Source organism: Allorhodopirellula heiligendammensis (assembly GCF_007860105.1).
GTDB lineage: Bacteria > Planctomycetota > Planctomycetia > Pirellulales > Pirellulaceae > Rhodopirellula > Rhodopirellula heiligendammensis.
Genome location: NZ_SJPU01000002.1, coordinates 1,570,948 through 1,593,118, shown reverse-complemented (window position 1 = coordinate 1,593,118; position 22,171 = coordinate 1,570,948). Strand labels below are relative to the sequence as shown.

The following is a 22,171-nucleotide window of genomic DNA, read 5'->3' as shown; positions in this document are numbered from 1 at the left end:
CTTTAGGTTCTCAACGACTTTTTCCCCAGCCCCGGTTCTTTTTAGCGGTATCGTGGCGAACGAAACGACGCTGCCCGATGTGTGGTCGCAAGCGTTGATCTTGGGGATTCGCTCGCGGTGTTGGTCTGTAACGCGAGTCGGCCGCTCGTAAATCGATACCTGACGAGTCTTAACTGTTTATCCATTTTGGACGGGACAATGGTCCCACCCTACGATCACTTCGCTAAGTCGCACTCTTTCGTAGTTGTTTACGGATCGCGGCGACGACCTGACGCGGTACAAATTTGGCCAGATGGTCGTCATCGTCGCTGATCATGGCGATCTGTTTGAGCAGTGAGCTGCTGACGTGCGCGAACCGTTCATCCGCCATCAGGAAGACCGTTTCAATCGCCGGATCGAGCTGGCGGTTGGCCATCAACATGGTGAACTCGCCGGCGATATCCGTCAGCGGGCGGATGCCGCGGACCATGACCCCTGAGCCGAGCGAGCGGACAAAATCGACTGCCAGCGTATCGAACGTTTCCACTCGCACGTTCGGTAAATCACACGTTACCTCGGAGACCAACTCCACTCGCTCGCCAATGTCAAAGAGCGGTCGCTTGTCGGCATTGATGCCGATACCCACGATGAGTGTTTCGAAAATCTTGGACGCGCGTTCGATGATGTGCAGATGCCCCGAGGTGACCGGGTCAAACGATCCCGTATACACCGCGACGCGATGAGAGAGTTGGCCATCGCTGTGATGATTGGCGGCGGTGGTAGAAACTGGCAAGAGAAGGCATCCCTAGCGTTACGGGGAGTTGGAGATCAGATCGGCCAAGCGGAGCAAATCGGCGTCGTCATTGTAAACATGAACGCTGGCCCGCACGCCCCCACCTCGACAACTGACCACGACCCCGTTTTCAATCGCGCGAGAACGAAAATCGGCGGGTGATTCACCATCGACGGAAAATGTCACGATGCCGCTGCCATGGATTTCGAACGGCGTGTTCTCAAAGAGCAACTTTCCACCACGCTCAACGATCAACCGGCGCAGCAGCGAGGCCCGCTCAAGCACACGTCGGCTGATAGCGTCGTCACCATGTTGACGGGCCACCGCGACAAACAATTCAAGCGAGGCGGCAAATGCCATCAATCCAGGCATGTTTGCTGAGCCCGTTTCATACCTCGCTGCATCGTCCCGAAGCTCCAGTTCGCCCGCAGCAAATAGGTGGGCATTGCGGACACTGGCCCAGCCCACATTTTCGCACCGTAGCAGCGGCAGATGTCGGCGGCGAATCATCGCCACACCGGCGCCCTCGGGACCGAGCATCCACTTATGTCCATCGGCCGATAGGAAGTCGACATCGCAGGTGCGGAGGTCGAGCGGATGCATCCCCATGCCTTGAATCGCGTCAACGAAGACCAGCACACCGCGAGCGTGAGCCTGGTCGACCAGTCGCGGCAGATCGATCCGAAATCCGCTAGCGTAGCCCACCCAACTGACCGAAATGATTTTCGTTCGGCCGTCGATTGCGGCAATCAAATCATCGACATCCACACGGCCCTCGCGGCGGGGCACGACTTTAACGTCGACGCCGCGTGATGCCAGGTTCAGCCACGGATAATGATTGCTCGGGAACTCACCCTCCGGCAAAACAACATTGTCGCCGCTCTGCCAGGGATAACCACCGGCGACAAAATTGATTCCTGCGGTGGTATTGGGCACGAGTGCGACTTCATCTTTTTCGCAGTGAATCAGCTCGGCTGTTAAACCGCGTAGCGACTCCACCTTCGCGGACCACTCCAGCCATTTGACATCGCCACAGCTGGCCGCGACATCGGTATAGTCTCGCAGCGCGTCGGCGGCCGGTGCGCTCAACGGGGCGACAGCAGCATGGTCGAAGTAGGCCCACTGGCGTGTCACGGGCATCTGATCTCGCCACCACAACCAGACCTCGTCGAGCTGGCTCGGGCAGGGCCCCCCTGACAGCGAATCGCTCACGGTTTGCTCCCGATCATCATCCCCAACCCAACCCGACTGGCGGCGATATAGGTGAACTGCACGCTCTCATATCCCGCGTCGCGGAAACGCTGTTCGGCGGATTTCAACTCGGGAACGGCACCCTCACCCGTCTGCACCTGCAAACGCAAGGCTTCGAGTGATTCTGAAAGCGTTGGCCGGTGCGGACCGCGAAACAAGTCGATCACGACGATCCGGCCGCCCGACTTCAGACTCGCGAGGCATGACTTAAGAATCTGCTCGACCTGCTCCATCGAATAGGCATGCAGTCGCTGGGCGATGAGAATCATGTCATAGCTGTCCGCTGGCAACGATGCGTCGAGCACGTCCCCCACCTTCGCCTCAAAACGATCATTCAATTCGATAGAGTCGGCCATCGATTGCGCCGCCACCAAGGCCGCTTCGCTATCAATGGCTGTCACGTGAATAGCGGGCTCGCGAAACGCCATCGCGCAACTCCAGACCGCTGATCCACAGCCCAGATCGAGTAACTCGATGGGTTCGGTCGCCACCGGGCCGGCGACCGCCTGGGAAGCAGCGGGCGCCACGGAATCGTTCGATTCGGAGCTGGCGTCAGGGGTTTCCTCACTCGGCCCAAAGCCCAGAATCTCAGCCGCTTGCATCGCTGCGGGAGTATGCACCCACTGGGTGGCGGCGACGGCATCGGCGCGCGTTCGCAACCGAGCGGCGAACTCAGCGGAACGGGTTTCTTTCTCCGGCTCATCGAGAGGCGATTCTCGCAGAGCATTGGCAAGTTTCTCCCATGTCGCGTCACCGAGATCGGCATCGTACTGGCACAGCAATCTCGCGGTGGCCGAGAGGGCGTAATCCTCTTGGTATTGCTCGATGATGCCGACGGATATCAGCGACTGCAGGAGTAAGAGTAGCCGGTCGGCGGGGATCCCGAGGTTTTCAGCCAGAGCTGGTAGCGTTTGCTGTCCGGTAGCGAGTTGATCAAAAAGACCGACCGTCCGCGCCGTTCGCAGTAGATGCGAAGTCGCATTGATGGTCATCAGTTCTTGATAATGGTCGAGCGTGCGATCCTGATTTGACATGCTTACCACTGCTCCCCACGCAGCCGGGCGATTTCCATGGCGTCTTTATCGCCGCGACCTGACAGACAGACGACAAGATGCTGCTTGGGTGACATTTCCGCCGCGATGTCAATCGCCTTGGCAACCGCGTGCGCCGTCTCGAGTGCGCATAGAATGCCCTCACTCTGAGCGAGCCGTTCAAACGCCTTCATAGCTTGGTCATCGCGGCAGCCGACGTACTCCGCCCGCTGAGTGTCCTTCCAATAACTGTGCTCAGGGCCGACACCGGGGTAGTCCAAACCGGCACTCATGGAGTGTACGTTGCAGGTTTGGCCGTCGTCGTCCTGCATCACGTAGCTGTAGCTACCGTGCAAGACCCCGGGGTTGCCATAGGACAGCGGTGAAGCGTGGTCGCCGGGGGACTCTGATCGCCCGCCCGCTTCAACGCCCACCATCCGCACCGATTCGTCTTCGACAAACGGGTAGAACATTCCCGCCGCATTGGACCCACCACCGACACAGGCGACCAAGCAATCGGGCAAACGTTCGAACGTGTCCCGACATTGCTCGCGAGTTTCGCGGCCAATGACCGCTTGAAAGTCGCGAACCATCATCGGGAACGGGTGCGGCCCGATCACGCTACCGATGATGTAATGAGTGTCTTCGACGGAGGACATCCAATCCCGCATGGCCTCGTTAACTGCGTCACGCAGAGTTTTCGAGCCACTTTCGACCGGCGACACCTTTGCCCCCAGCAGCTGCATGCTAAACACGTTGGGCTTCTGACGACGGATATCTTCGGAGCCCATGTAGACCGTGCACGGCAATCCGAAATGGGCACAGGCGGTCGCGCTGGCGACTCCATGCTGGCCCGCTCCCGTCTCGGCGATGACGCGAGTTTTTCCCATTCGCAACGTCAGCAGTGCCTGACCGATCGTGTTATTGATCTTGTGAGCGCCGGTGTGATTGAGATCTTCCCGTTTAAGCCAAATCTGAGCCCCACCGACGCTCTCGGACAATCGCCGAGCGTGGTAGAGCGGGCTAGGCCGACCCACGAAAGTTTTCAACAGTCCACTGAGCTCGCGTTGAAACTCAGGATCGCGTTTGGCTTGATCGTACTGCTCAGCGAGCTGATCGAGCGCACAGGTGAGGGTTTCCGGAACGAAACGTCCGCCAAAATCGCCAAATCGGCCCTGCGGGTCGGGAACCTGGGCGGACGCGGCAGCAATCTTCGAAGCAGCAGTACTCATGGGATCTCAATGGGTGATATCGGCGGTCGAACGCTTCGATTGTCACGCCAAATGAAAATGGGGTCAACGCGACCGACGGGGCGATCAGCGATTTCCGCAGGAAAGAATTTTAGCAGGCGGGGCTGCGGAAAACGGTACAATCACAGGCAGCAGCGTACGACAGTTCGGTAGAAAAACGCCTCGAATCCAAAGTAGCTGTGCTCGTCAGAACGCGAATTTCATCGGCTGGCGAGCGAGCCCACGCGTTTTCGTCATGCGTTATTGCTCCCCGCTTAAATCCATGTTTTGATCATGAGTCCTACGATGTCACGCAAGAAATTGAGAACATTCCCATCCTCTCGCGGCTTCGCAATTGTCGGCCTGATCGCGTGCCTCCTCGGCGGAGCACCGCTCCTCGCCGCTGACCTCGAAATGGTTGACGGATACGGGAATATCACCGGTGTGATCGACGCCAGTCGGCGGGGCTTGTTGGTGATTGAGAATTCGGGCGACCAATTTTTCTATCAGCGTGCCCGCGAGTACGACTTGCCCGATGGACGGTACCTGGGCTTTTACAACCACACTCTCAACCGGATCATTCGTTTTCCACGCAGTGGCCGCGGGCCGATCGAGCGTGCTGATCTCGATACCATCTACCCCCAGTTCCGTCCTGCGAGCGTCTCGGTACGCCCCATCGGCAGCGGCCCCGGCTTTGGCCCCTATCTGCAGGGCTGGCTGGGACCGCCCAACCTCAGCCCATCACCTGGATATAGCTTTTACAGCGGCACGTGGTATGGCGGGCGACCCTACGGTGCCCCGTGGCGTGGCGGACCTGGTTATGGTGGCCCTGGTTTCGGTCGGCCTGGCTTTGGCGGCTGGCCCTATTTCGGCGGCTACTACCACAGCGGCGTTTCGATTTCAGTAGCGACACCACCCATTTTCAACGGTGCCACCGCTGCGCCACTGTACCCCGACCAACCTCAATCAACGCTGATCGAATCTCGCGTGATCGATGACGGCAAGCTGCCACCGGTCGAGATGGAATTCATCAACACACAGAACGAGACGCTGCTCGTCACGCTGAGCGACGCACAACACCCTGGCAAGCAACCGCAATACAAAATTGCTCCCGGCGGCAGCCAGCGCGTGAAGCTGCCCCGCAGTGCAGGTCAAACGCGGATCAATCGCTATCAAACTTGGGACGCGGCAGGAAATCCGACTGAGCGTGAGGTGCGGGTTCCGATCGATCCACAAGTGCGATACGAAGTGACCGTCGATCGGCTGCGGATTCAGTCGATCGCAATCGACCGCACGGGTACGAGCCCCAATGAAATCGAAGACATCAACATGCAGAGCGTGCGTGTCGGTGGATTCAGCTTGCCGCCCGACGATCAACTCCTCTCCGACACCATCGACGTGTTTGCCGCGGCACAACGGTAGGCGATTTTTTCACCCTGCCGAGGCAAGGGCCACGGCGGGAGCCCATCGCCTTGCCAGGATATCCGAGCCGTTCTCCTCGAGTGGCTTCACCGCCATGTCGTTCAGGTCTCTGAGCTGATAGCGTACGGTCATTAGCTGGCCGGGCGAACCGTCATTTGAATTGCGGCCTGGGACGATTGCCCTGAGCGAGCAAGTTGGCCACGATGAACCCTCGAGAGATCTCAGACGGGCCGCAATCCCATCTCACTTTGTCACCTCACACAACGAAGATACCTTTGACCGATTCTGCTCCTGCCCCGCTACGTCTTGTTTCTTGGAACGTCAATGGGATTCGCGCAGCGATGAACAAGGGGCTGCGTGACTACCTTGAAACAGAATTGCCTGACATCGTCTGCTTGCAGGAGACCAAAGCGCGTGCAGATCAAGTCGACACCCTGTGGGCGGAATCGCTTGGATACGAATTCGTGTGGAATTCAGCGGACAAGGCGGGCTACAGCGGCACGTCGGTGTGGACGCGCCAGCCGATGCTAAAGCACACCCTGGGCATCGGCGCCGATGAACACGATCGGGAGGGGCGAGTGATCACCACCACGTGGAACGATTTTCACTTGGTAAACGTCTACACGCCGAATTCGCAGAGAGGTTTAACGCGATTGGATTATCGCTGCCAATGGGACGCTGCCTTCCTCACCTATGTCGAGCAGCTCAATCGCCACAAGCCGGTGCTGATCTGCGGTGATCTGAACTGCGCTCACCAAGAAATTGACCTGGCCAATCCCAAAGCGAATCGCAAAAACGCAGGCTTCACCGACCAGGAACGTAGCGGGCTGACCTCGATGGCGGATGCTGGGTTCATCGATTCATTTCGACACTTCGACGACTCTCCCGCCAAATACACATGGTGGACCTATCGCAGCGACGCCCGGGCGCGAAACATCGGCTGGCGTTTAGATTATTTTTGGGTCAGCAACCGATTCATGCCCTGCGTCGTCGATGCCCGCATCCGCAATGAGATCCTCGGCTCAGATCACTGCCCGGTGGAGATCGACGTGCAACTGAATCCTGCCGCACTGGCATAGCTGCACCTCCATCGCCGGCAAGGCCGCTGCTCGAACGAATCGTCAAAACTGTGACACGATGGTCCAGATCCCCGTAATCAGCATCGCGGCCGCGGAGAGCCACAGCATGGCATCCCACAGGCGACTAGGACGCAGCGGTTCGCTGACAAACTGATAGCGGAAATAGAGCGCTGCGCCGGCCAACATGGGCAGCATCACGCCTTGCGTGACGCCACTGATCAAGACCAATTGAGCTGGAGCGGGGAAGGCGACATAGATCACCCAGCACAAGATTGGAAAGCCCCCGCCCAGCCAACGAATCCATTTCTCGCGGGTGGCTTCGTCGTTGTCGATCAAACCCACAATCCGCATGGCGTCGGAAAACACCCGAGCATGGGCCGCCAGTGCCACAAAAAAAGTACTGTAGAGCACCGCGAACGCACCGATGAGAAAGATCATGGCCGCTGCCGTTCCAAATACCGGCTGATACATCACTGAGAGTGTCCGAACCAGGGTGTCTTTTTCTGGGTTCAACCCGATGCGATGCAACACGCCCACGCCGAGCAAGTAAAACGCAACGGTTGCAAATGTGTAGAGAACCATCGCGCCCCAAGAATCCAGATGCATCACGCGCATCCAGCCCGCCGCCCGAGCATTCCAGGCTGGCGTCCCGTCGTTGGGGCCTGTGAAGCGGGCGTAACCCTTTTCCAAGCACCAGTAGGGATAAACCACCAACTCCCCCGCCCCGACGCCAATGATGCCAAAGGCAGCCAGGGCCGTGGCGATGGGACGGGCGGTGGATGCCGCGTCACTGGAGGCCACCTCCGGTAACTGAGGCCACAACCCGGCAGCGACCTCTGACCAGGGGATGCCCCAGAACGGATCGCTCTGCAGCCAAACGGTATTGAGGACAGTGAGGATCGTGAACAGAATCACCAGCGCGGTCGACAGCGACTGGATCAATCCATACCTGCCCACGATCAACATTACACTCGTAACGATCGCCATCACAGCGGCCCACAAGACAGCGTCATACGATTTCGGCGGCGCTGCGATCGGCTTGGGCACGACTGACGCCTCCAGAGCCGCGTCGGCTTCCTCGGCCAAGACCGTTCGGGTGGCAGCTTCAAATACCTGCCGCTGCTGGCGGTCAGCGTGAGCATTATAGAGTCGCCCCGAGGAGGTCAGCGGAACACTAATTGCCAAGGCTTGGCCAACGCCTCCGACGATCCCACCCAACTGGCTAATACTGGCAACCCACATCACAATCCAAAACCACACCAACCAATTGCCCCTCCCGGCAACGCGAGGCCCGGGGACCAAGTCCAATGCCGCGAGCGTCGTCTTGCCGCTGATCAAGGTGTACCGACCCAGCTCGATTTGTGTGAAGACCTTGATCACGCAGCCCAGCAGAATCAGCCAGAGCAGTGATATCCCAGCCTCGGCACCCGCCTTCGTCGTCGCAATCAACTCGCCACTACCGACAATCGAGCCAGCCACAATCAAACCGGGCCCGACACAGCGAATCATCTTGATCAGCCGCTCCGGTGGATCGACTGCGGTCTCGGTCGAATTGGAGACTTCACTCATCGCGCGATCCGAGGCATTGGTGATATCGAGTTAATCGGCGAACGGAAATGAATGCGGGTATGCCGAGTATGGGAAGGAACAGTGCGCCCGCAATGATACCGATCCAGCGTGCCTGCTGGTAACGCTGTGGGAATTTCTCGGGAGCCGTGTACCCGATGCGGATCATGGCTGCAAAAAGCCAGGTGAGAAATAAACACCAGATCAGTGGCCCAACAGCATCCCTGAGGCGAAACGATCCGTAGTGAAGCTGGTCAACGATCGCGACAATCACGGCGATGACAAGGTAGGACAACATGCCAAAACCCATCCAGCGATAGTATTTCTGGACGCGAGATAAATACCATGAGGCTGGCCGTTGCACGACTTCCGACGTGAGTGCCCCACTCGGCGGAGCGTAGGGGTTCTCATTGGAAGGCGTCACGTCCTCAAGTTCCTGTCATGGTGGGTTTGGTAATCGACTTATCCGTCGCTTCTCTCGCGTGGGCGCATGGTCGCGAAACCGAACCAGACAAAAACGAGAGACAGCATCAGTGTAACGACTCCGAGCGGGAGCCCCACGTAGGACAGGTGGGCGCGGTAGTCCGTCAAACCAAAAGTATAGATCCAAACAGATCCGAGAGACGCGCCGACGCCACCGAAAAACAGGAAGAACCAGGACAGGCATCCGGGAACTCCGGGACGTCTCGCCACCCCCGGATCACCCGCGTCACGCGTCGCCGCCGGTGGTGTGAATGGGTTCGGCGTCATGCGCTCAGAATCGCGAAACGGACAAAAACTCAACGCAGTACTCCCGCGTCGACCCGCCATTTATACACGCGGCCCTGCAAGCGAGTGGACAAGAACGCGATAAATCCCCACCGTCCCACCTGAGACGGCAGGGGACACCAGCAATGGCGTGTCACGTCACATTGATGTCGTCTCTCGGGGGCGACACAATGAAACCATTGTTCGCGCGAGATGCCGGACCACTTGGTGCGAGGCTCCTGCCTTGGAACCCACTGCTGTGGAGGCTCCGCCTCTCCATCCTGCTCAGCAGGCGGAGCCTGCGGCGCAGCGATCCGCCAGACTGTTTAAGCCGGAACTGCTTGGTCGGCATGCAGAGGGAGGGCGATCAGCTCGCCATCGATGGACAGAATCCGCGACCGCGAGTCACGAGCGGTAGCAGGCAACCGGCGTGGCTTGCGTGGCGCTGTCGCACTCGCGACGCTGGTCACGCTGGCCGGAACGAGCGTTGTCCGCATCACATTCCACTGATCCAGCGTCAATTCCATCTCGCTTTGGGTGAACCATCCGACTGCCGGGCTGAAGGACTCCTGACGCAACACGATAGGCCGTTCCCGGATCGCTTGAAGCTGCTCACAGAACGGCCTCGATACGTGGCGCACCGGATCAGAGCAACGCGTGTCACGTGTGCTCTCACAAGTTTCTTCGGGATGGTGCAAGCGTACAGGGCCCACACGCAGTGCATCTCGCGTCTCAAGCGAGCGATGCACAATCACCAATCGCTGCAATTCAGTTGCACCGGCGACGATCGACAGAATCTTTTCGTTGTGAGTCACGTTAAACTGGAGACCTTGTTTACGGGGTGCGTCAACAAATCAATTGGGCGGCAGGCTATTTCGTGAGAATGAGTTTGCCTTGGCGTGTTTTACGCAAGCGGTACAACTGCCCATCGTTCTCGATCCAGATCTCTTCACCGCAGCGGGCGAGGCTCTCGAAGCGAACCACCTTCAGGGTGTGCCCCGCGCCGCAGCCACAATCGACTGGGTTATCGCCCGGTAGCGAGCCCATCACTCGCGTCTCAATCACAGCGGACTCGGTGGCCGAGGTGACGCTACCAGCATCGGCTGGGGCGTTGGTGGCCATGGCCGCGTCGGTCGATTGGGAGGTCGGCGGCGTCGAATCCATCGGAATGTCGCTGATCTTGCACGCGGAATCGGTGGGAGGCCCCCGAGCATCTGCTCGCTGGGCGTGAGGTTGCCTCCCAATCTAAGTGGTGCGCGTCAGGCAAACAAGCCTTATTGCGAATCATTAGCAATAAAAAACGCGGCGTTACTCCATGGCTTCGCTGGACGGTCTCGAGAGGGATGACTGGATGCGTTGTCGAGGTGCCGACGTGCGTGTCTCGGAGAGACACGCCTACTCAGTAGTTGTAGCGGGAGAAATAGTCGCCCCAATGCTCCTGGAGCCGCTGTTCGTCTGCCACGGACAATTGATGCTTGTTGGGCTGATAGGAGCGGTGCTCGTTGTCAGTCCAGGTCTGAATTTCCTCGCGGACGGTCTCGAAATCCGCTAATCGCAAGGAATCGTAAATATTCTCGAGCGTGGCGACAGGGTCAGCAATCAAGTCCTCGTACCGGATTTCAATCAGATGATGGTCGTCAATTTTGTGACGTTGTTCATTGAAAGCGGCGTACATCCGCGTGAAACAATCGAGCACGTATTCTTCGATACCATCGTCGGAGGTCGCCGCGGACGGCGCCTGCAGTGATTGGACATCGTCGAGACTTCGCCACAGCCTGCACGTACTCGGGAACAGATCACGTGGGTCGCGGGTAATGTGGATAAACCGGGCGTTGGGGAACGCGTCGGCGAGATACCCAATCCGCCCTGTATGCGTCGGGCTCTTAATCACCAATGGCCGTGTCGTCGCGGCGCTGACGCGATGCAAAAATGACTTTAGCGTCGCCAGCCACTGCTGACGCGATTGTTCGTCGACCCCCTCAAAATCTAAATAGTCCATGTCCACGGGACCGCGGCGGGGGAATGCTATCCTCCGGTAGGGCGATGGCGCGCCAAGATTGACCAACGCAAATTCGTCTTCTTGAGGGCGATCCCACCCCGTGGCCATGTTGTCCATGGGACGCTTGCCCGGCAGCAACCAGGCCGCAAAGGTACGAAAAAACCACTGGGTCAACAAAAAGTGCGAGGGCGCAAAACACTGGTAGGTCGACGGACTGCTCCAGCGTTCGTCACGGACCATCAACTCGTGCAGCAACGTGGTGCCGCTGCGCCAGTGGCCGATGATGAAAACCGGGGGTCCATGCAACTCAGCAGCGCGAAGCCGGCGACGAAATACCAGGTTCTGGAGCCCCAGCAGCAGCGTATTGAACGGGGTCGCGAGACTCACCGACACCGCTAAACCCATTCGCGATGGGCTAATCGAAAAGTCGCCCTGCCGCAGCAAGCGAAACCAAGTCAAGGGTCGCATCCCATGCCAAAATCGCGGACTGTAGAACGGATAGCGATTCACGGATGATTGGGACATAAAGTGCAAGGGGCCTGCGGAATGAATGATATTGCGAGATCGGGCCGTCGATCCGCGGGAAGCAATGCTCAGAATCTGGCTAAAAACACGGCATGCTGGAGACAATGCTTGAACCATCGACGGGGTTCGGCCGTGGTTCTCAGGTGGCGAACATATTAAACCTTGGCCTACGCCTGGAGACTGACCGGGAATTTGACGCAGCCTCCCCCCGCAAGCGGCGACCTTAGATTAGGCTCTTAGAGAAAAAGGTTAAAGCGTTCGTTTTCTGACGCCTAACCCTGATCGCACCAACGGCACGGATTTTATAGATTTTCTAACAGCACAGGGTTCCTGCTGGTCCCAAAACGCTGTTTTTATCGACTTTGCATTAATTATTATGATGGGCAACCCCCCGAACGATCTCTCTGTCGCGGATTTACAGCAACACATCCGCCGCATGTACTACGACAAAGATGTCGCCCGAGGCGTCGACGGCACGTTCATGTGGCTGATGGAGGAGGTCGGCGAACTGGCGTCGGCATTGCGTGGAGACGACCGCCAGAATCTTCAAGAGGAGTTCGCCGACGTGATCGCATGGCTGTTCACCATCGCCAATGTCGCCGACGTCGATCTAGCCGCAGCGCTGTCCGCCAAATACGGCCAGGGATGCCCCGGATGCCGGCACCTCGTGTGCCAATGCAGTCTGGATGAAAAACCATGAAGGGAGCTGCATTGAGAGCCAGGGAATGTATCCGCCCGCTGACATCATGCTGCTTCGGCGTGATGATGGCAGTGGGTATGTCCGCACTGACCAGCTCGACAGCGCAGGAATCCGGACTGCTGACGGATGCGGGACGTGAATTGATGGGCATCGATGGGCATTATCGGGCTGGGCACTGGACCGCGGTGCGACTGCCACCTCATGTCGGTAACTCCGTTGAGCTGCAGACCACCGACGGTGATGGGGTCGCCGTGGTGTATGAGCAGAAGTTCATCGCGGAACCCTCGGACAACGGCGATGAGCCGGTCTTCGCCTACTGCATACCGGGAACGGAAGCAGCGCCTTTAATCATTCGCAGCGATTCACAGCCCCCAGATGCGGTCGTACGTGATCCAGCGAGCGTGGCCGATGGCCTTCAGGTGATGCTGAAGACTCGCTTCCCCGAGGTCGGCGTGCCGGCGGAGGGACCGTCCATGATCTCCGTTGACATGCCTTGGGTGGTGGTCTTGGGCGACCCGTTAGACATCGACACGATTGGTGTTAATGAACTGCTCGGCCGCCCTGCGTCGGTTGCCGTCACTCGGCTCGACAATGCCGATGCGGCCCCTGATCATGAACTGGGCTATTCCGGTGTCGACTTGATCGTTGTTACGGGGGGAGCAGTTGACGTGCTACAGCAACTTTCACCTGCCCAGGGCGAGGCCATCGGGAGTTGGGTGCGTGGGGGCGGTCGTCTACTTGTTACGTTGGGGGCAAGTGCGAAAAGCCTGCTGCCCGCGGCACCATGGTTGTCTGAGTTACTACCCGACGAAATTGTCAGTTCGTCTGTCGTGACAATGGATCCCTCTGGATTCGAAACGTTCACGAACAGCCAGACCCGCTTGCAGGAGTTTGAAGCCTGGCAGTTCCCCAAAGTCATCGGCGCCGGTGGAGCGACTCTGTCTCGCGTCGGTGAGGTGTTAATTGCCGGTCGAACGTCGCGGCGGATTGGGCTACCGCTGGCGATCCGCTACACCGCTGGGATGGGAAAAATCACCCTGGTCGCTGCGGACCTCGACGCGGCCCCATTTGACCAATGGCCAGAGCGTCTGGACTTGGTCACGAAGCTCACTGGCGAGCTCCTGAGTGAGAAACGCAGCGAGGTCGGCAGCAGTTTTCGCATCAGCGGCTACTCGGACCTGTCTGGCCAAGTACGGCGAGCCCTGGACCATTTTCCAATCAAACGCAGCATTGGCTTTTCGATCATTGCCCTGATCATTGCAGCATTGATTGCTCTGGTCGCCCCGCTGGACTACCTGCTGGTCAGACGCGTATTGGGCAACCCGCTATTGGGATGGGTGACGTTTCCCGTCGTTGCGATTTTATTGTCGGTCGCGTTAGTGATGGCAGCGGCACCGCGCAGCAGTGATCCCGAGCCCCCGGGCCAATCCACCGCAGACGACAGCGATTCGTTGCGGCCAACAGGTGGGGATTCCTTGCTACGAACACGCGGGATCGAGTTTCTCGACATTGATAGCTCCACGCGCACTTCGCGCCTGTTTCGATGGTCGTACTTGTATTCACATCCAGCTCAAGTTGTCGGCGTTCGGGCAGAACCCAATAGTTCACTTGCCGCGATCACCGCAAGCACGACCTATCAAGTCCTGCGTCCCTTCGGCGCTCCCGGCCGCGAGATGGGAGGCATCCAAATTGATGCTTGGAACATCCCCATCCATGTCCCGATCACACGGCTCGATACACATGCGACCGCTCCACGGGATCAGCCGGAGCAAAGTCTTACCAGCCGCATCGGCTCACTCGAACTGGCACCACGCAGCAGCAAGTCGCTGGCACTGCAGATGCAGTTGCGCACCAATATCGAGGCGTCTCCGGTGCAACGACGACGCGGATCCGAACTTCTCCAAGGCGAGTTGACGAATCCTTTTGACGTCGACCTACTCGACGCGATGCTGATTTATCAGAACTGGGTGTATCTGCTGCCAACACGTTTTCCCGCCTCGGTTACCGTGCCGGACGTCGATCGACTGCGACAGAAGAACTTCCGCTGGCAATTATCGCGGCAGCGGGCATTGGAAAGTTCTTCACAGACGGAGGCATGGGACGTCACCGAGACGAACCAACTCGATCGTCTGGCAGAGATGCTGATGTTTCACGATGTCGTGGGAGGAACTCGCTACACAGGGCTGCAGAACGAAATCCTGGGGCATCTCGACTGGACCGATCTGCTCAATGAAGATCGCTGCATCCTGATCGCGCGGTGCCGCGCCCCCTGGACGACACTGAGCGTCGAGACGGACGCTGGCACGATCATACCGGCTGGCGAAACCGATAGCTGGGTTCGCGTCGTCCTGCCGGTGGAGGAAGAACGTCGCCAGGCTGACCCAAACCAATAGCTCCAAATTTATGTGCAACGCAGGATCTTTTTTAAGATCCACGACCGTCCTGTTTTCAAATCATCTTCTCTCTGTCGGCTAGAATCGTCGTGATCAAAACCGTTGACTTAACCAAGAAATACGGCGATGCCTTCGCCATCCGGGCCATCGACTTGGACCTCGAAGCGGGCGACCTGTTTGGCTTTATCGGCCCCAACGGGGCAGGCAAAACCACGACGATGCGCATCATTGCCACCCTGCTTGAACCGAGTTGGGGGGAGGCCTACGTGTGCGGCCACAGCGTCCACACGCAGCCGAAAGAAATCCGCCGTCTGGTGGGCTACATGCCCGACTTCTTCGGCGTCTACGACGACATGACCGTCATTGAGTATCTCGAGTTTTTTGCCGCCGCGTATCGGATCAACGGGCTCGATCGCCGCAAACGCGTTAATGAGATGCTCGATATCGTCGACCTGGATTTTAAGCGAGATGCGTTCGCCAACACGCTCTCACGTGGACAAACCCAGCGGCTGGGCCTGGCACGGACGCTGCTGCACGATCCCCAAGTCTTACTGCTCGACGAACCCTTGTCCGGTCTCGATCCACGGGCCCGCATCGAGATGCGAAACCTGCTCAGACGACTCGGAGAAATGGGTAAAACTGTGATTGTCAGCAGCCACATCCTGCCGGAGCTCGCGGACGTCTGCAACAAAGTGGGCATCATCGACCGCGGCGAATTGAAACAAAATGCCAAGGTGACCGAGGTCATCCGCATGGTGCGTCAACATACCGTGTTGATTATCCAACCCAGTCAACGTGACCAGATGCAGCAGATTGCCGATCTGTTCGAAAACCATCCACTCGTCCAGTCCACCCAGCCCGGCGACGACGCCGTGCGGGTGATCTTGAACAGTGACACCGACGACTACAGCGAACTGCCTAAACTCCTGATCGACAACGGCATCGGCTTGCGGCGCTTCTCCGAAGAGGAACTCGACCTCGAATCCGCCTTCATGGCCCTCACTCAAGGCACGAGCACCCGGATGTGAGCGAAGATGCGCACTATATCGGCGTATCACCTCGAACCAAATCCAGCCGTTTGGGTCATTGCCCGAAGACGCGTCCCTAGGCATGATTATTTCGAATCAAGTTGAGGTCGCGTTCCCTCTCAATGCGCGATCCACCCGTCATTATCAAGTTCGCATCATTTGCGTGACCGTTCATCGCACGGAAACCAAGCGTTCCTCAGAACGCTGACCAACCCTGGCTCGGCACCGTTTCAATCGTCTGAAGCGTCTCGGAGGACTGATCCCACGAATGTAGCTGGGTATCGAACAGCGTGCACCTTCGCTCATTCCCTGAATTAGCGCCGTGGAGCTATTGTGCGAACCCAGCAGCGTTGCTGTGGTGAACCCTCTCTCAGAAATTCTGAAGCGATGTTCGACGGCTTGCTCACCCGTTGCGATCGTGATGCGCGGTGCAAGATACCCAGACGCCAGCAGCAAGAGGAACGAGGGACAGGAAGCCACCAAAGAAAAAACACACACTCCGCCGCAGAGGGGGTTGACCGTAGCACCGAAAGACTAGACACTAGTGGGTAGTTTAACATCCGCCTATCTGGTGGGGGTAGCACGGCGACTGGTTTTCTCAGTGGCCTGTCTCAGTTCTCTAGCCTGAGGAGTTGGAAGCATGTCTTTCCTCGATTTCCTGTCTGTTGGACCGACTGCCGCGCCACTGGGTTGGCGATCTCAACTCTTCTCTTCGAGACGAGTGCTGCTGGCGATTTTCTTAGCGTCTTCGGCGTCCGCGTTGGTTACCGCCGACGGACCTCCTCAAAAGTCGCCGCCGGATCCATCAAGGCCCACAGCGATGATCGTCGGGAAATCCGCGTTCGTGTCGATCGCACCTGCGGATCGATATACCCGGTCAGCCTTGCCCGTCAAATTCTTGGAGCAGAATTGGAGTGCTGACGAAGCGGTGGAGTTCTACTCGCTCCGCCAGGGCTCTCCGCTAATGCGCCGCGACTTCTTTAATATCTTAGAACAACCTGATGGTGTCGGTCTGTTTCGAGATTCTGACTATCTCGCGAGTTTTGGTTTTCTGCCACGCCGTCCCCACGAAGGCAACATCGAGGGTTACCCCGTAGGCTTCACTGGTGATCGAGCGATTGAGTTAACCTGCGCAGCCTGCCATACGTCAAAAATGACGTTCGAAGGAACCGAGTATTGGATCGACGGCAGTCAGGCGATGACTGACATGGAGTCGTTCCTCACAGCGTTGACAAAATCGCTGAAACTGACGTTTGATGATGCTCCCGACTTGTCCGGGTTTACATCGAACGTGACGATACGATTGGATCAGCAGACTCGCTTTGGTCGATTTGTTCGCCAGCTCACCGGCGGCGACACCCTGCGAGTCTCTCAGGCTCAGGTCATTTTCGATCTGTTGCAGAGCGACTACCAACGTCGCCAGCGATACAACGACTACAATGATTTTGGCCGCCTGTTCAGCGATGATACGCAGAGGCAATCGGCAGAAAAGCACCCCGCGTACGGTTTCGGACGCCTGGACGCACTGGGAGCCATTTTGAACCAGTCCGTCGCTGAAATCATCGACAAACCTGGGAATGCTGCGACCGCCAACGCACCGGTCAACTATCCGGAGATCTGGGACGCCCCGCAGCATCGTCACGTGCAATGGAACGGTTCGGTCGACAACTCATCACGATTCGGGCCTCTCAGTCGCAACGCGGGTCAAGTGGTGGGAGTCTTCGGGTTAGTGAAAACGGAGGGAACGACCGTCGGATATGATTCGTCGATTAACTTTGATGCGCTCGCCCGCGCCGAAGAACTGGTGACGAAGCTCTGGTCGCCACCGTGGCCTTCCGAGTTCGGTCTCGACAACGCGCTCGCCGCCGAGGGTGAAACTGTCTACAGAGCGAACTGTATCCAATGCCACGACATTATCGACCGAACCAGCCGGCATCGGCGTGCCAATGAGGTCCTCGTTCCTATCAACCTCGTTTTCGGTCCCAATGGAACATTGGGGACCGATCCCATGGCAGCTAAGAATTGGCGAGATCGTCAAGCAAAGGTGGGCATCTTGGCGGGGCGCAATCGTACGATACCGTTTGCCGGAAAATTCCCGAGTGATCCGCAAGCCACGGTCCCTGCTCGTGAAGTATTAACCCATCTTGTCTACGGCACAATCTTGCGTTCATTCGTTCCCTGGCGAGATGAACTGACCATCGACGACACGACCACCAAGTCGTTCATGTTGGCACCCATCGATTCAGGTCAAAGTTTGATGCAATACAAGGCTCGCCCACTCAATGGTGTCTGGAGCACGTCTCCATATTTACATAATGGATCGGTACTGAATATGGCCGAGTTACTCAAGCCTCCCGCCGCCCGCACGTCCACATTCAACGTTGGAACCACAGAGTTTGACCCCGTGACGCTGGGTTATCGCAACGCAGGGCCATTCGAGTTTCATACGTCGGAAAATGGCAACGCCAATAGTGGTCATGAATATGGAACATCACTCAATGAGCGTGAAAAAAGCGCACTGATTGAGTTTATCAAGACCCTCTAGTCACACGTCCGATTAACACATAACGGCAGGTTTAAACTATGCGATTCCTATTCTGGTGCAGTTTAGCTTTACTATTGAGTGCGAAACAAGCAGGGGGACAAGATGCAATCATGCTTGACAACTTGCCAACGGATGTTTTGGCAACAATGGAATCGCGAGATAAATTTTTTGCTTCGGGCGCAGTAGGCGGTTTTGGTGACCAGTTCTTCGTTTCTGATCTTCAGAAATGGGATCAAAATGCAATCGTGACCGTCGCTTTTCTCGGCGGCACAGCGGATCTACACGCTGACATCGCTGCAGCTACAAAACAAATATCAGACAACTGTAACCTGACGTTTGATTTTGGACTCGATTCATCCAGCGGAGAATTCAGAAAATGGGATCCATCTGACATCGAGTATACCGCTGACATTCGTGTGTCGTTCGACCAGCAAGGCTACTTCTCCCTGATTGGTCGCGACAGCATCACTCCATTCATTGGGCGTCCCAATGGCCTCGTTGGCGGGCGTGCCAACCAACGCTCGTTAAACCTGGGAGGGTTTCATATCCAGCGGCCTACGAATTGGCGGAGAACGGTCCGCCATGAGTTTCTGCATGCGATCGCATTCAAGCACGAACATCAAAGTCCCGTCGGTGGCTGTGACTCACAGTTCCGCTGGGACGATGATCCCGGATACGTCAACACCGAAGACCCGCGAGGTCAGTTCGTACGAGACAATCAGGGCAAGCGACCTGGCATCTACACGTATCTATCAGGCTGGCCAAATTATTGGAATCGGGAGATGGTAGATCATAATCTGCGACAACTGCCAGCATCGGCGGGCACGGTAGGGAACTTTGATCGCGAGTCGATCATGTTGTATCGATTTGAAGATTTGTTTTATGTCTCCACTGCCAGCCCCTGTACTCCAATCGGAAGTGGCGAAAACCTCTCCACTGGAGACATCGAGGGTCTACGGCACCTATACCCAATAGCAACGCCAACGCCAGCTGTCGCCAGCACAGCCCAGGGTGCCGAATCGCTCACCGTCAAGTCGACGGCGCCCCATCTCACACAGCAGCTCAAGAACTGGGAAGCTGAATACCCTCGCAACTCGAATCGGCGATACTTCCCCTCCCCTCGGCGAAGTGACGCGGTTGCACCGGCCGAGGCAAATCCTCGTTCAGGTCTGCCGGAAACGCCCACAAAGGCAGACCTGATCAACGATCAGCTGCGTGGCTATCGCGCAAAACTGTTCTACGAGGAGGGCTCATTGGTCGACAAAACGTCAGGACCCAAAATCGTCTATGGCCCTGATGATCGGATCGACATTCTTCGTTTGGACACTCAATCGATTGAACGTCGCTTGGCGGCGAGTACCTGCTTACTCACTTCGCGAACTCGCATCATGGAAGATGGCGAGGAACAACATTTGTTCTTGCAAGACTATCAGTATAGCGATCTTCCGCCATGCGGAAACGAGCGATTTTCCGAGCAGAAATTAGGCGGTTGGTGCAGCGGTTTCCTTGTTGGACCGGATGTCATTTGCACTGCCGGTCACTGCTGCCAGCCGACTGACGACGAGGCACAACAAATTGCATTTGTGTTTGGTTTCTACGCCACCGATAGCGGCACTATTTCTCAGGGCGACCCAGTCACCACCCCATCAAAATTGCATGCCAATCAGGTTTATTTCGGGAAGCGTGTGGTTTCGCATCGACTCGATAGCGGAGGTGATTACGCGATCATTCAACTCGATCGCCCTGTCACTTTCCCGGGTGCGGCACCATTGACGATATCAGAACTCGAACCACAAGAGGGACAAAACATCGGCATGATTGGTCATCCCTCCGGGCTACCCAGCAAGGCGGCTTTTGGCGCGACGACGAAAGTTGTTGGCATTGACCCGGTGTGGCTGAAGACCAACCTCGATGCATACGGAGGCAATTCCGGATCGGTGGTTGTCGACACGACTGGTAAAGTCGTGGGCATCTTGGTTCGTGGCAGCCAAGATTTTCGCATCCACGAGAACCGGTGTTTCTTCACCAATATGGTTGCTGACTCACAAGCCGGTGAAATGGTGACTCGAGCCTCCGTGTTCCGAGATAAAATCATAGTCCCGGTTCCAGATCCAAATACCGACCAAAGCGAATAGCGGAGCCAGAATTATGAAGACTTCATCCTCAACAGTGCTACGATTCCCACAACTGCGTGTTCTCGTAGTTCTCCTGCAAGTTGCATTGGCCAATGTAGTGTTTGGGCAAACTGACGCAGACGTCGAAGCGTTTATAGAGCGGTACGAAGCGTACAACCGATCAAGACCGATCCTGGCTTTTCCCAAGGACGCTCAAAACCACACCAGGCGAGTGACCGGCGCTTTTGGCTGGAGCGGGAAAACACTCGAATTTCGGGTCGATCATCCCGTTGCGGATACTTCTCCACCGATCCATGTGGCGCCGCATGGCGAGGCACGTTTTCACACCAACAAAACCTCCCAAACTCGCGGATTAGCCGAGGAATCGCAGCCAACGCTGTCGATCGATCCAGTGACCGTTGGCAGTCGCGGAGCACTTGGGATGACGCACACCGATGCCGCCAATGAACGATCTCGCTACATAAAGCGTGCAGAGATCATGGCGGATCTTCCCTTGACGGTCACCACGAGGAATCGAGGAGACACAACTGAGATCACAGGAATGACCCTAAAGGCGGTCGATCAGTGGAAGCAGCGTAGTCGAGAAATCGGCCCAACAATGGCGGTTGCTAATGTCGACCGTGCGATGGACCATGTCGAACAGGATTTCCAACGTTGGGTGCAACAACCCGAGAGCATTACCGCCGAACGGGAGCTACAGGCGAGCTTACACAGTGCTGAAGAAGCAATTGTCATGTCGTACCAAGAAGGTGTTGGAGCAGCTTCGGAACGGGAACTGTTATGTCAGCAACTTGGAGACATCCGGGAAGCTGGCTTGAAAGCCCGATTTGGAAGGATGGATAACTATCGCCCCGAAGTTTACGAGCTGATCTATCAGAACTCCCGTAGTTGTTGTGCGTTGGTTCGGGCGGGTGAAGACCGCCCGTTTGGTACAGGCGTTTTGATTGGTGAGGGATTGATCCTAACCTGCCTGCATAACTTTACTCTCATGGGGTTGGAGCCTTCGCAATGTGAGGCTTGGTTCAACTACGAGTCGACGCATGCTCATCCGACGCAAGCCCCAGATGTATTTCCGTTAGGGGATATGATTTGTGCGGGTCAACCAATCGGCCCACTGCACGTCCAGCTCGACTTTGCGCTCGTTGAATTGAGAGGGAAAGACGATGGGCCCCGGATCCACGAGCTTACCAATGGCGGGGAATTGAAATATCCTTTGCCGACCTTGGATGATCGCCAATTGCTTCGCGACGATGCGATCTATGTCGTCGGCCATCCGGCAGGTGCGATGCGATTGGTCCATGACAATGCGTTCGTACTTTTCCCGTTTCGGACCAACCAGTTTGGCTTCGACAAACTTCGGATGGAGATGTGTTATGAAACGAACAAGTCGCCAGACAGTGAAAATGAATGGCGACAGTTCATGGGCAGCTTCATCTCACGCTCCGCAACATCGCCCTTCGAGTCCAGCAAGCAATACGAGCAGTACTCGCTCCGTTGGGAGGGCATGCCCGTTTTCGCTGCTGACTGCGACACTTCAAGAGGAAACTCGGGTTCGCCGGTTTTCGATCGGCTTACCAATGGCCTGATTGGTTTACTGCATGCGGGCGAAGCTGATCTGAGCGAGAGCTATCAGTCCGGGTGGCGACGTCACGAAGCGATCCTTCCAATTGAATTGATAATCTCGCAAGCGACATCACAGTCACCCGACTGGCTAGCGAAATATCAGGTCAAGACGCGATAATCAAATTG

18 protein-coding genes are annotated in these 22,171 nt (G+C 57.0%); 8 read left to right on the top strand and 10 right to left on the bottom strand.

Annotated features, from left to right (window positions below):
* Positions 1-223 precede the first annotated feature (223 nt).
* From coaD to trpB, 4 genes are all read right to left on the bottom strand, one after another.
* Positions 224-709 carry a pantetheine-phosphate adenylyltransferase gene (gene coaD, locus Poly21_RS16295; RefSeq protein ID WP_146408758.1) on the bottom strand — a complete coding sequence of 162 codons (486 nt, stop codon included), beginning with the start codon at positions 707-709 and terminating at the stop codon, positions 224-226.
* An 81-nt stretch (positions 710-790) separates the two neighbouring features.
* Positions 791-1,912, bottom strand: a complete 1,122-nt coding sequence (locus Poly21_RS16290; protein WP_146408757.1) for an aminotransferase class V-fold PLP-dependent enzyme — start codon at positions 1,910-1,912, stop codon at positions 791-793.
* A gap of 68 nt (positions 1,913-1,980) precedes the next feature.
* Positions 1,981-3,057: a class I SAM-dependent methyltransferase gene (locus Poly21_RS16285; RefSeq protein WP_146407975.1), complete on the bottom strand. Its 1,077-nt coding sequence runs from the start codon at positions 3,055-3,057 to the stop codon at positions 1,981-1,983.
* A gap of 2 nt (positions 3,058-3,059) precedes the next feature.
* Positions 3,060-4,286 (bottom strand): tryptophan synthase subunit beta, encoded by a 1,227-nt coding sequence (trpB, locus tag Poly21_RS16280; protein WP_146407974.1) that lies wholly within the window; start codon positions 4,284-4,286, stop codon positions 3,060-3,062.
* 303 nt (positions 4,287-4,589) lie between these two features.
* On the opposite strand from trpB, the gene Poly21_RS16275 reads away from it, so the two are divergent.
* On the top strand, positions 4,590-5,705 hold the full coding sequence (locus Poly21_RS16275) for a hypothetical protein (RefSeq protein ID WP_146407973.1): 1,116 nt from the start codon (positions 4,590-4,592) through the stop codon (positions 5,703-5,705).
* A 275-nt stretch (positions 5,706-5,980) separates the two neighbouring features.
* Positions 5,981-6,784 (top strand): exodeoxyribonuclease III, encoded by an 804-nt coding sequence (locus tag Poly21_RS16270; protein WP_302119205.1) that lies wholly within the window; start codon positions 5,981-5,983, stop codon positions 6,782-6,784.
* Positions 6,785-6,826: 42 nt separating this feature from the next.
* Here Poly21_RS16270 and Poly21_RS16265 read toward each other — a convergent pair whose 3' ends face one another.
* The 6 genes from Poly21_RS16265 to Poly21_RS16240 all read right to left on the bottom strand — a co-directional run bounded on the left by Poly21_RS16265 (position 6,827) and on the right by Poly21_RS16240 (position 11,621).
* Positions 6,827-8,353 carry an Nramp family divalent metal transporter gene (locus Poly21_RS16265; protein ID WP_302119203.1) on the bottom strand — a complete coding sequence of 509 codons (1,527 nt, stop codon included), beginning with the start codon at positions 8,351-8,353 and terminating at the stop codon, positions 6,827-6,829.
* Positions 8,346-8,774: a hypothetical protein gene (locus Poly21_RS16260; RefSeq protein ID WP_146407970.1), complete on the bottom strand. Its 429-nt coding sequence runs from the start codon at positions 8,772-8,774 to the stop codon at positions 8,346-8,348. Before Poly21_RS16260 ends, Poly21_RS16265 begins: the two co-directional genes overlap by 8 nt.
* Positions 8,775-8,812: 38 nt before the next feature.
* A complete protein-coding gene (locus Poly21_RS16255; protein ID WP_146407969.1) occupies positions 8,813-9,100 on the bottom strand; it encodes a hypothetical protein in 288 nt (95 codons plus the stop codon).
* A gap of 323 nt (positions 9,101-9,423) precedes the next feature.
* A complete protein-coding gene (locus Poly21_RS16250) occupies positions 9,424-9,912 on the bottom strand; it encodes a hypothetical protein (protein WP_146407968.1) in 489 nt (162 codons plus the stop codon).
* A 55-nt stretch (positions 9,913-9,967) separates the two neighbouring features.
* On the bottom strand, positions 9,968-10,261 hold the full coding sequence (hemP, locus tag Poly21_RS16245) for a hemin uptake protein HemP (protein WP_302119199.1): 294 nt from the start codon (positions 10,259-10,261) through the stop codon (positions 9,968-9,970).
* Positions 10,262-10,496: 235 nt separating this feature from the next.
* Positions 10,497-11,621 carry a sulfotransferase family protein gene (locus tag Poly21_RS16240; protein WP_146407967.1) on the bottom strand — a complete coding sequence of 375 codons (1,125 nt, stop codon included), beginning with the start codon at positions 11,619-11,621 and terminating at the stop codon, positions 10,497-10,499.
* Positions 11,622-12,000: 379 nt separating this feature from the next.
* Between Poly21_RS16240 and Poly21_RS16235 the strand changes: the two genes are divergently transcribed.
* From Poly21_RS16235 to Poly21_RS16210, 6 genes are all read left to right on the top strand, one after another.
* Positions 12,001-12,321: a MazG nucleotide pyrophosphohydrolase domain-containing protein gene (locus Poly21_RS16235; protein WP_146408755.1), complete on the top strand. Its 321-nt coding sequence runs from the start codon at positions 12,001-12,003 to the stop codon at positions 12,319-12,321.
* A gap of 77 nt (positions 12,322-12,398) precedes the next feature.
* Positions 12,399-14,714: a hypothetical protein gene (locus tag Poly21_RS16230; protein ID WP_302119198.1), complete on the top strand. Its 2,316-nt coding sequence runs from the start codon at positions 12,399-12,401 to the stop codon at positions 14,712-14,714.
* A gap of 89 nt (positions 14,715-14,803) precedes the next feature.
* Positions 14,804-15,742 carry an ABC transporter ATP-binding protein gene (locus Poly21_RS16225; protein ID WP_146407966.1) on the top strand — a complete coding sequence of 313 codons (939 nt, stop codon included), beginning with the start codon at positions 14,804-14,806 and terminating at the stop codon, positions 15,740-15,742.
* Positions 15,743-16,382: 640 nt separating this feature from the next.
* Entirely contained in the window at positions 16,383-18,287 is a 1,905-nt protein-coding gene (locus Poly21_RS16220) for a di-heme-cytochrome C peroxidase (protein ID WP_146407965.1), read from the top strand.
* 38 nt (positions 18,288-18,325) lie between these two features.
* Positions 18,326-20,422, top strand: coding sequence for a trypsin-like peptidase domain-containing protein (locus tag Poly21_RS16215; protein ID WP_146407964.1), 2,097 nt, complete (start codon positions 18,326-18,328; stop codon positions 20,420-20,422).
* A 13-nt stretch (positions 20,423-20,435) separates the two neighbouring features.
* The gene (locus Poly21_RS16210) at positions 20,436-22,163 is read left to right on the top strand and encodes a trypsin-like peptidase domain-containing protein (RefSeq protein WP_146407963.1); all 1,728 of its coding nucleotides are present in this window, start codon (positions 20,436-20,438) and stop codon (positions 22,161-22,163) included.
* The last annotated feature ends 8 nt before the right edge of the window (positions 22,164-22,171 follow it).

Excerpts from the sequence above, each read along its gene's own strand:
- Poly21_RS16290 (WP_146408757.1), bottom strand. The coding sequence starts at position 1,912 with ATGCCCGTGACACGCCAGTGGGCCTACTTCGACCATGCTGCTGTCGCC.
- Poly21_RS16285 (WP_146407975.1), bottom strand. The coding sequence starts at position 3,057 with ATGTCAAATCAGGATCGCACGCTCGACCATTATCAAGAACTGATGACC.
- trpB (WP_146407974.1), bottom strand. The coding sequence starts at position 4,286 with ATGAGTACTGCTGCTTCGAAGATTGCTGCCGCGTCCGCCCAGGTTCCC.
- Poly21_RS16275 (WP_146407973.1), top strand. The coding sequence starts at position 4,590 with ATGTCACGCAAGAAATTGAGAACATTCCCATCCTCTCGCGGCTTCGCA.
- Poly21_RS16265 (WP_302119203.1), bottom strand. The coding sequence starts at position 8,353 with ATGAGTGAAGTCTCCAATTCGACCGAGACCGCAGTCGATCCACCGGAG.
- Poly21_RS16255 (WP_146407969.1), bottom strand. The coding sequence starts at position 9,100 with ATGACGCCGAACCCATTCACACCACCGGCGGCGACGCGTGACGCGGGT.
- hemP (WP_302119199.1), bottom strand. The coding sequence starts at position 10,261 with ATGGATTCGACGCCGCCGACCTCCCAATCGACCGACGCGGCCATGGCC.
- Poly21_RS16240 (WP_146407967.1), bottom strand. The coding sequence starts at position 11,621 with ATGTCCCAATCATCCGTGAATCGCTATCCGTTCTACAGTCCGCGATTT.
- Poly21_RS16235 (WP_146408755.1), top strand. The coding sequence starts at position 12,001 with ATGGGCAACCCCCCGAACGATCTCTCTGTCGCGGATTTACAGCAACAC.
- Poly21_RS16230 (WP_302119198.1), top strand. The coding sequence starts at position 12,399 with ATGTCCGCACTGACCAGCTCGACAGCGCAGGAATCCGGACTGCTGACG.
- Poly21_RS16220 (WP_146407965.1), top strand. The coding sequence starts at position 16,383 with ATGTCTTTCCTCGATTTCCTGTCTGTTGGACCGACTGCCGCGCCACTG.
- Poly21_RS16215 (WP_146407964.1), top strand. The coding sequence starts at position 18,326 with ATGCGATTCCTATTCTGGTGCAGTTTAGCTTTACTATTGAGTGCGAAA.
- Poly21_RS16210 (WP_146407963.1), top strand. The coding sequence starts at position 20,436 with ATGAAGACTTCATCCTCAACAGTGCTACGATTCCCACAACTGCGTGTT.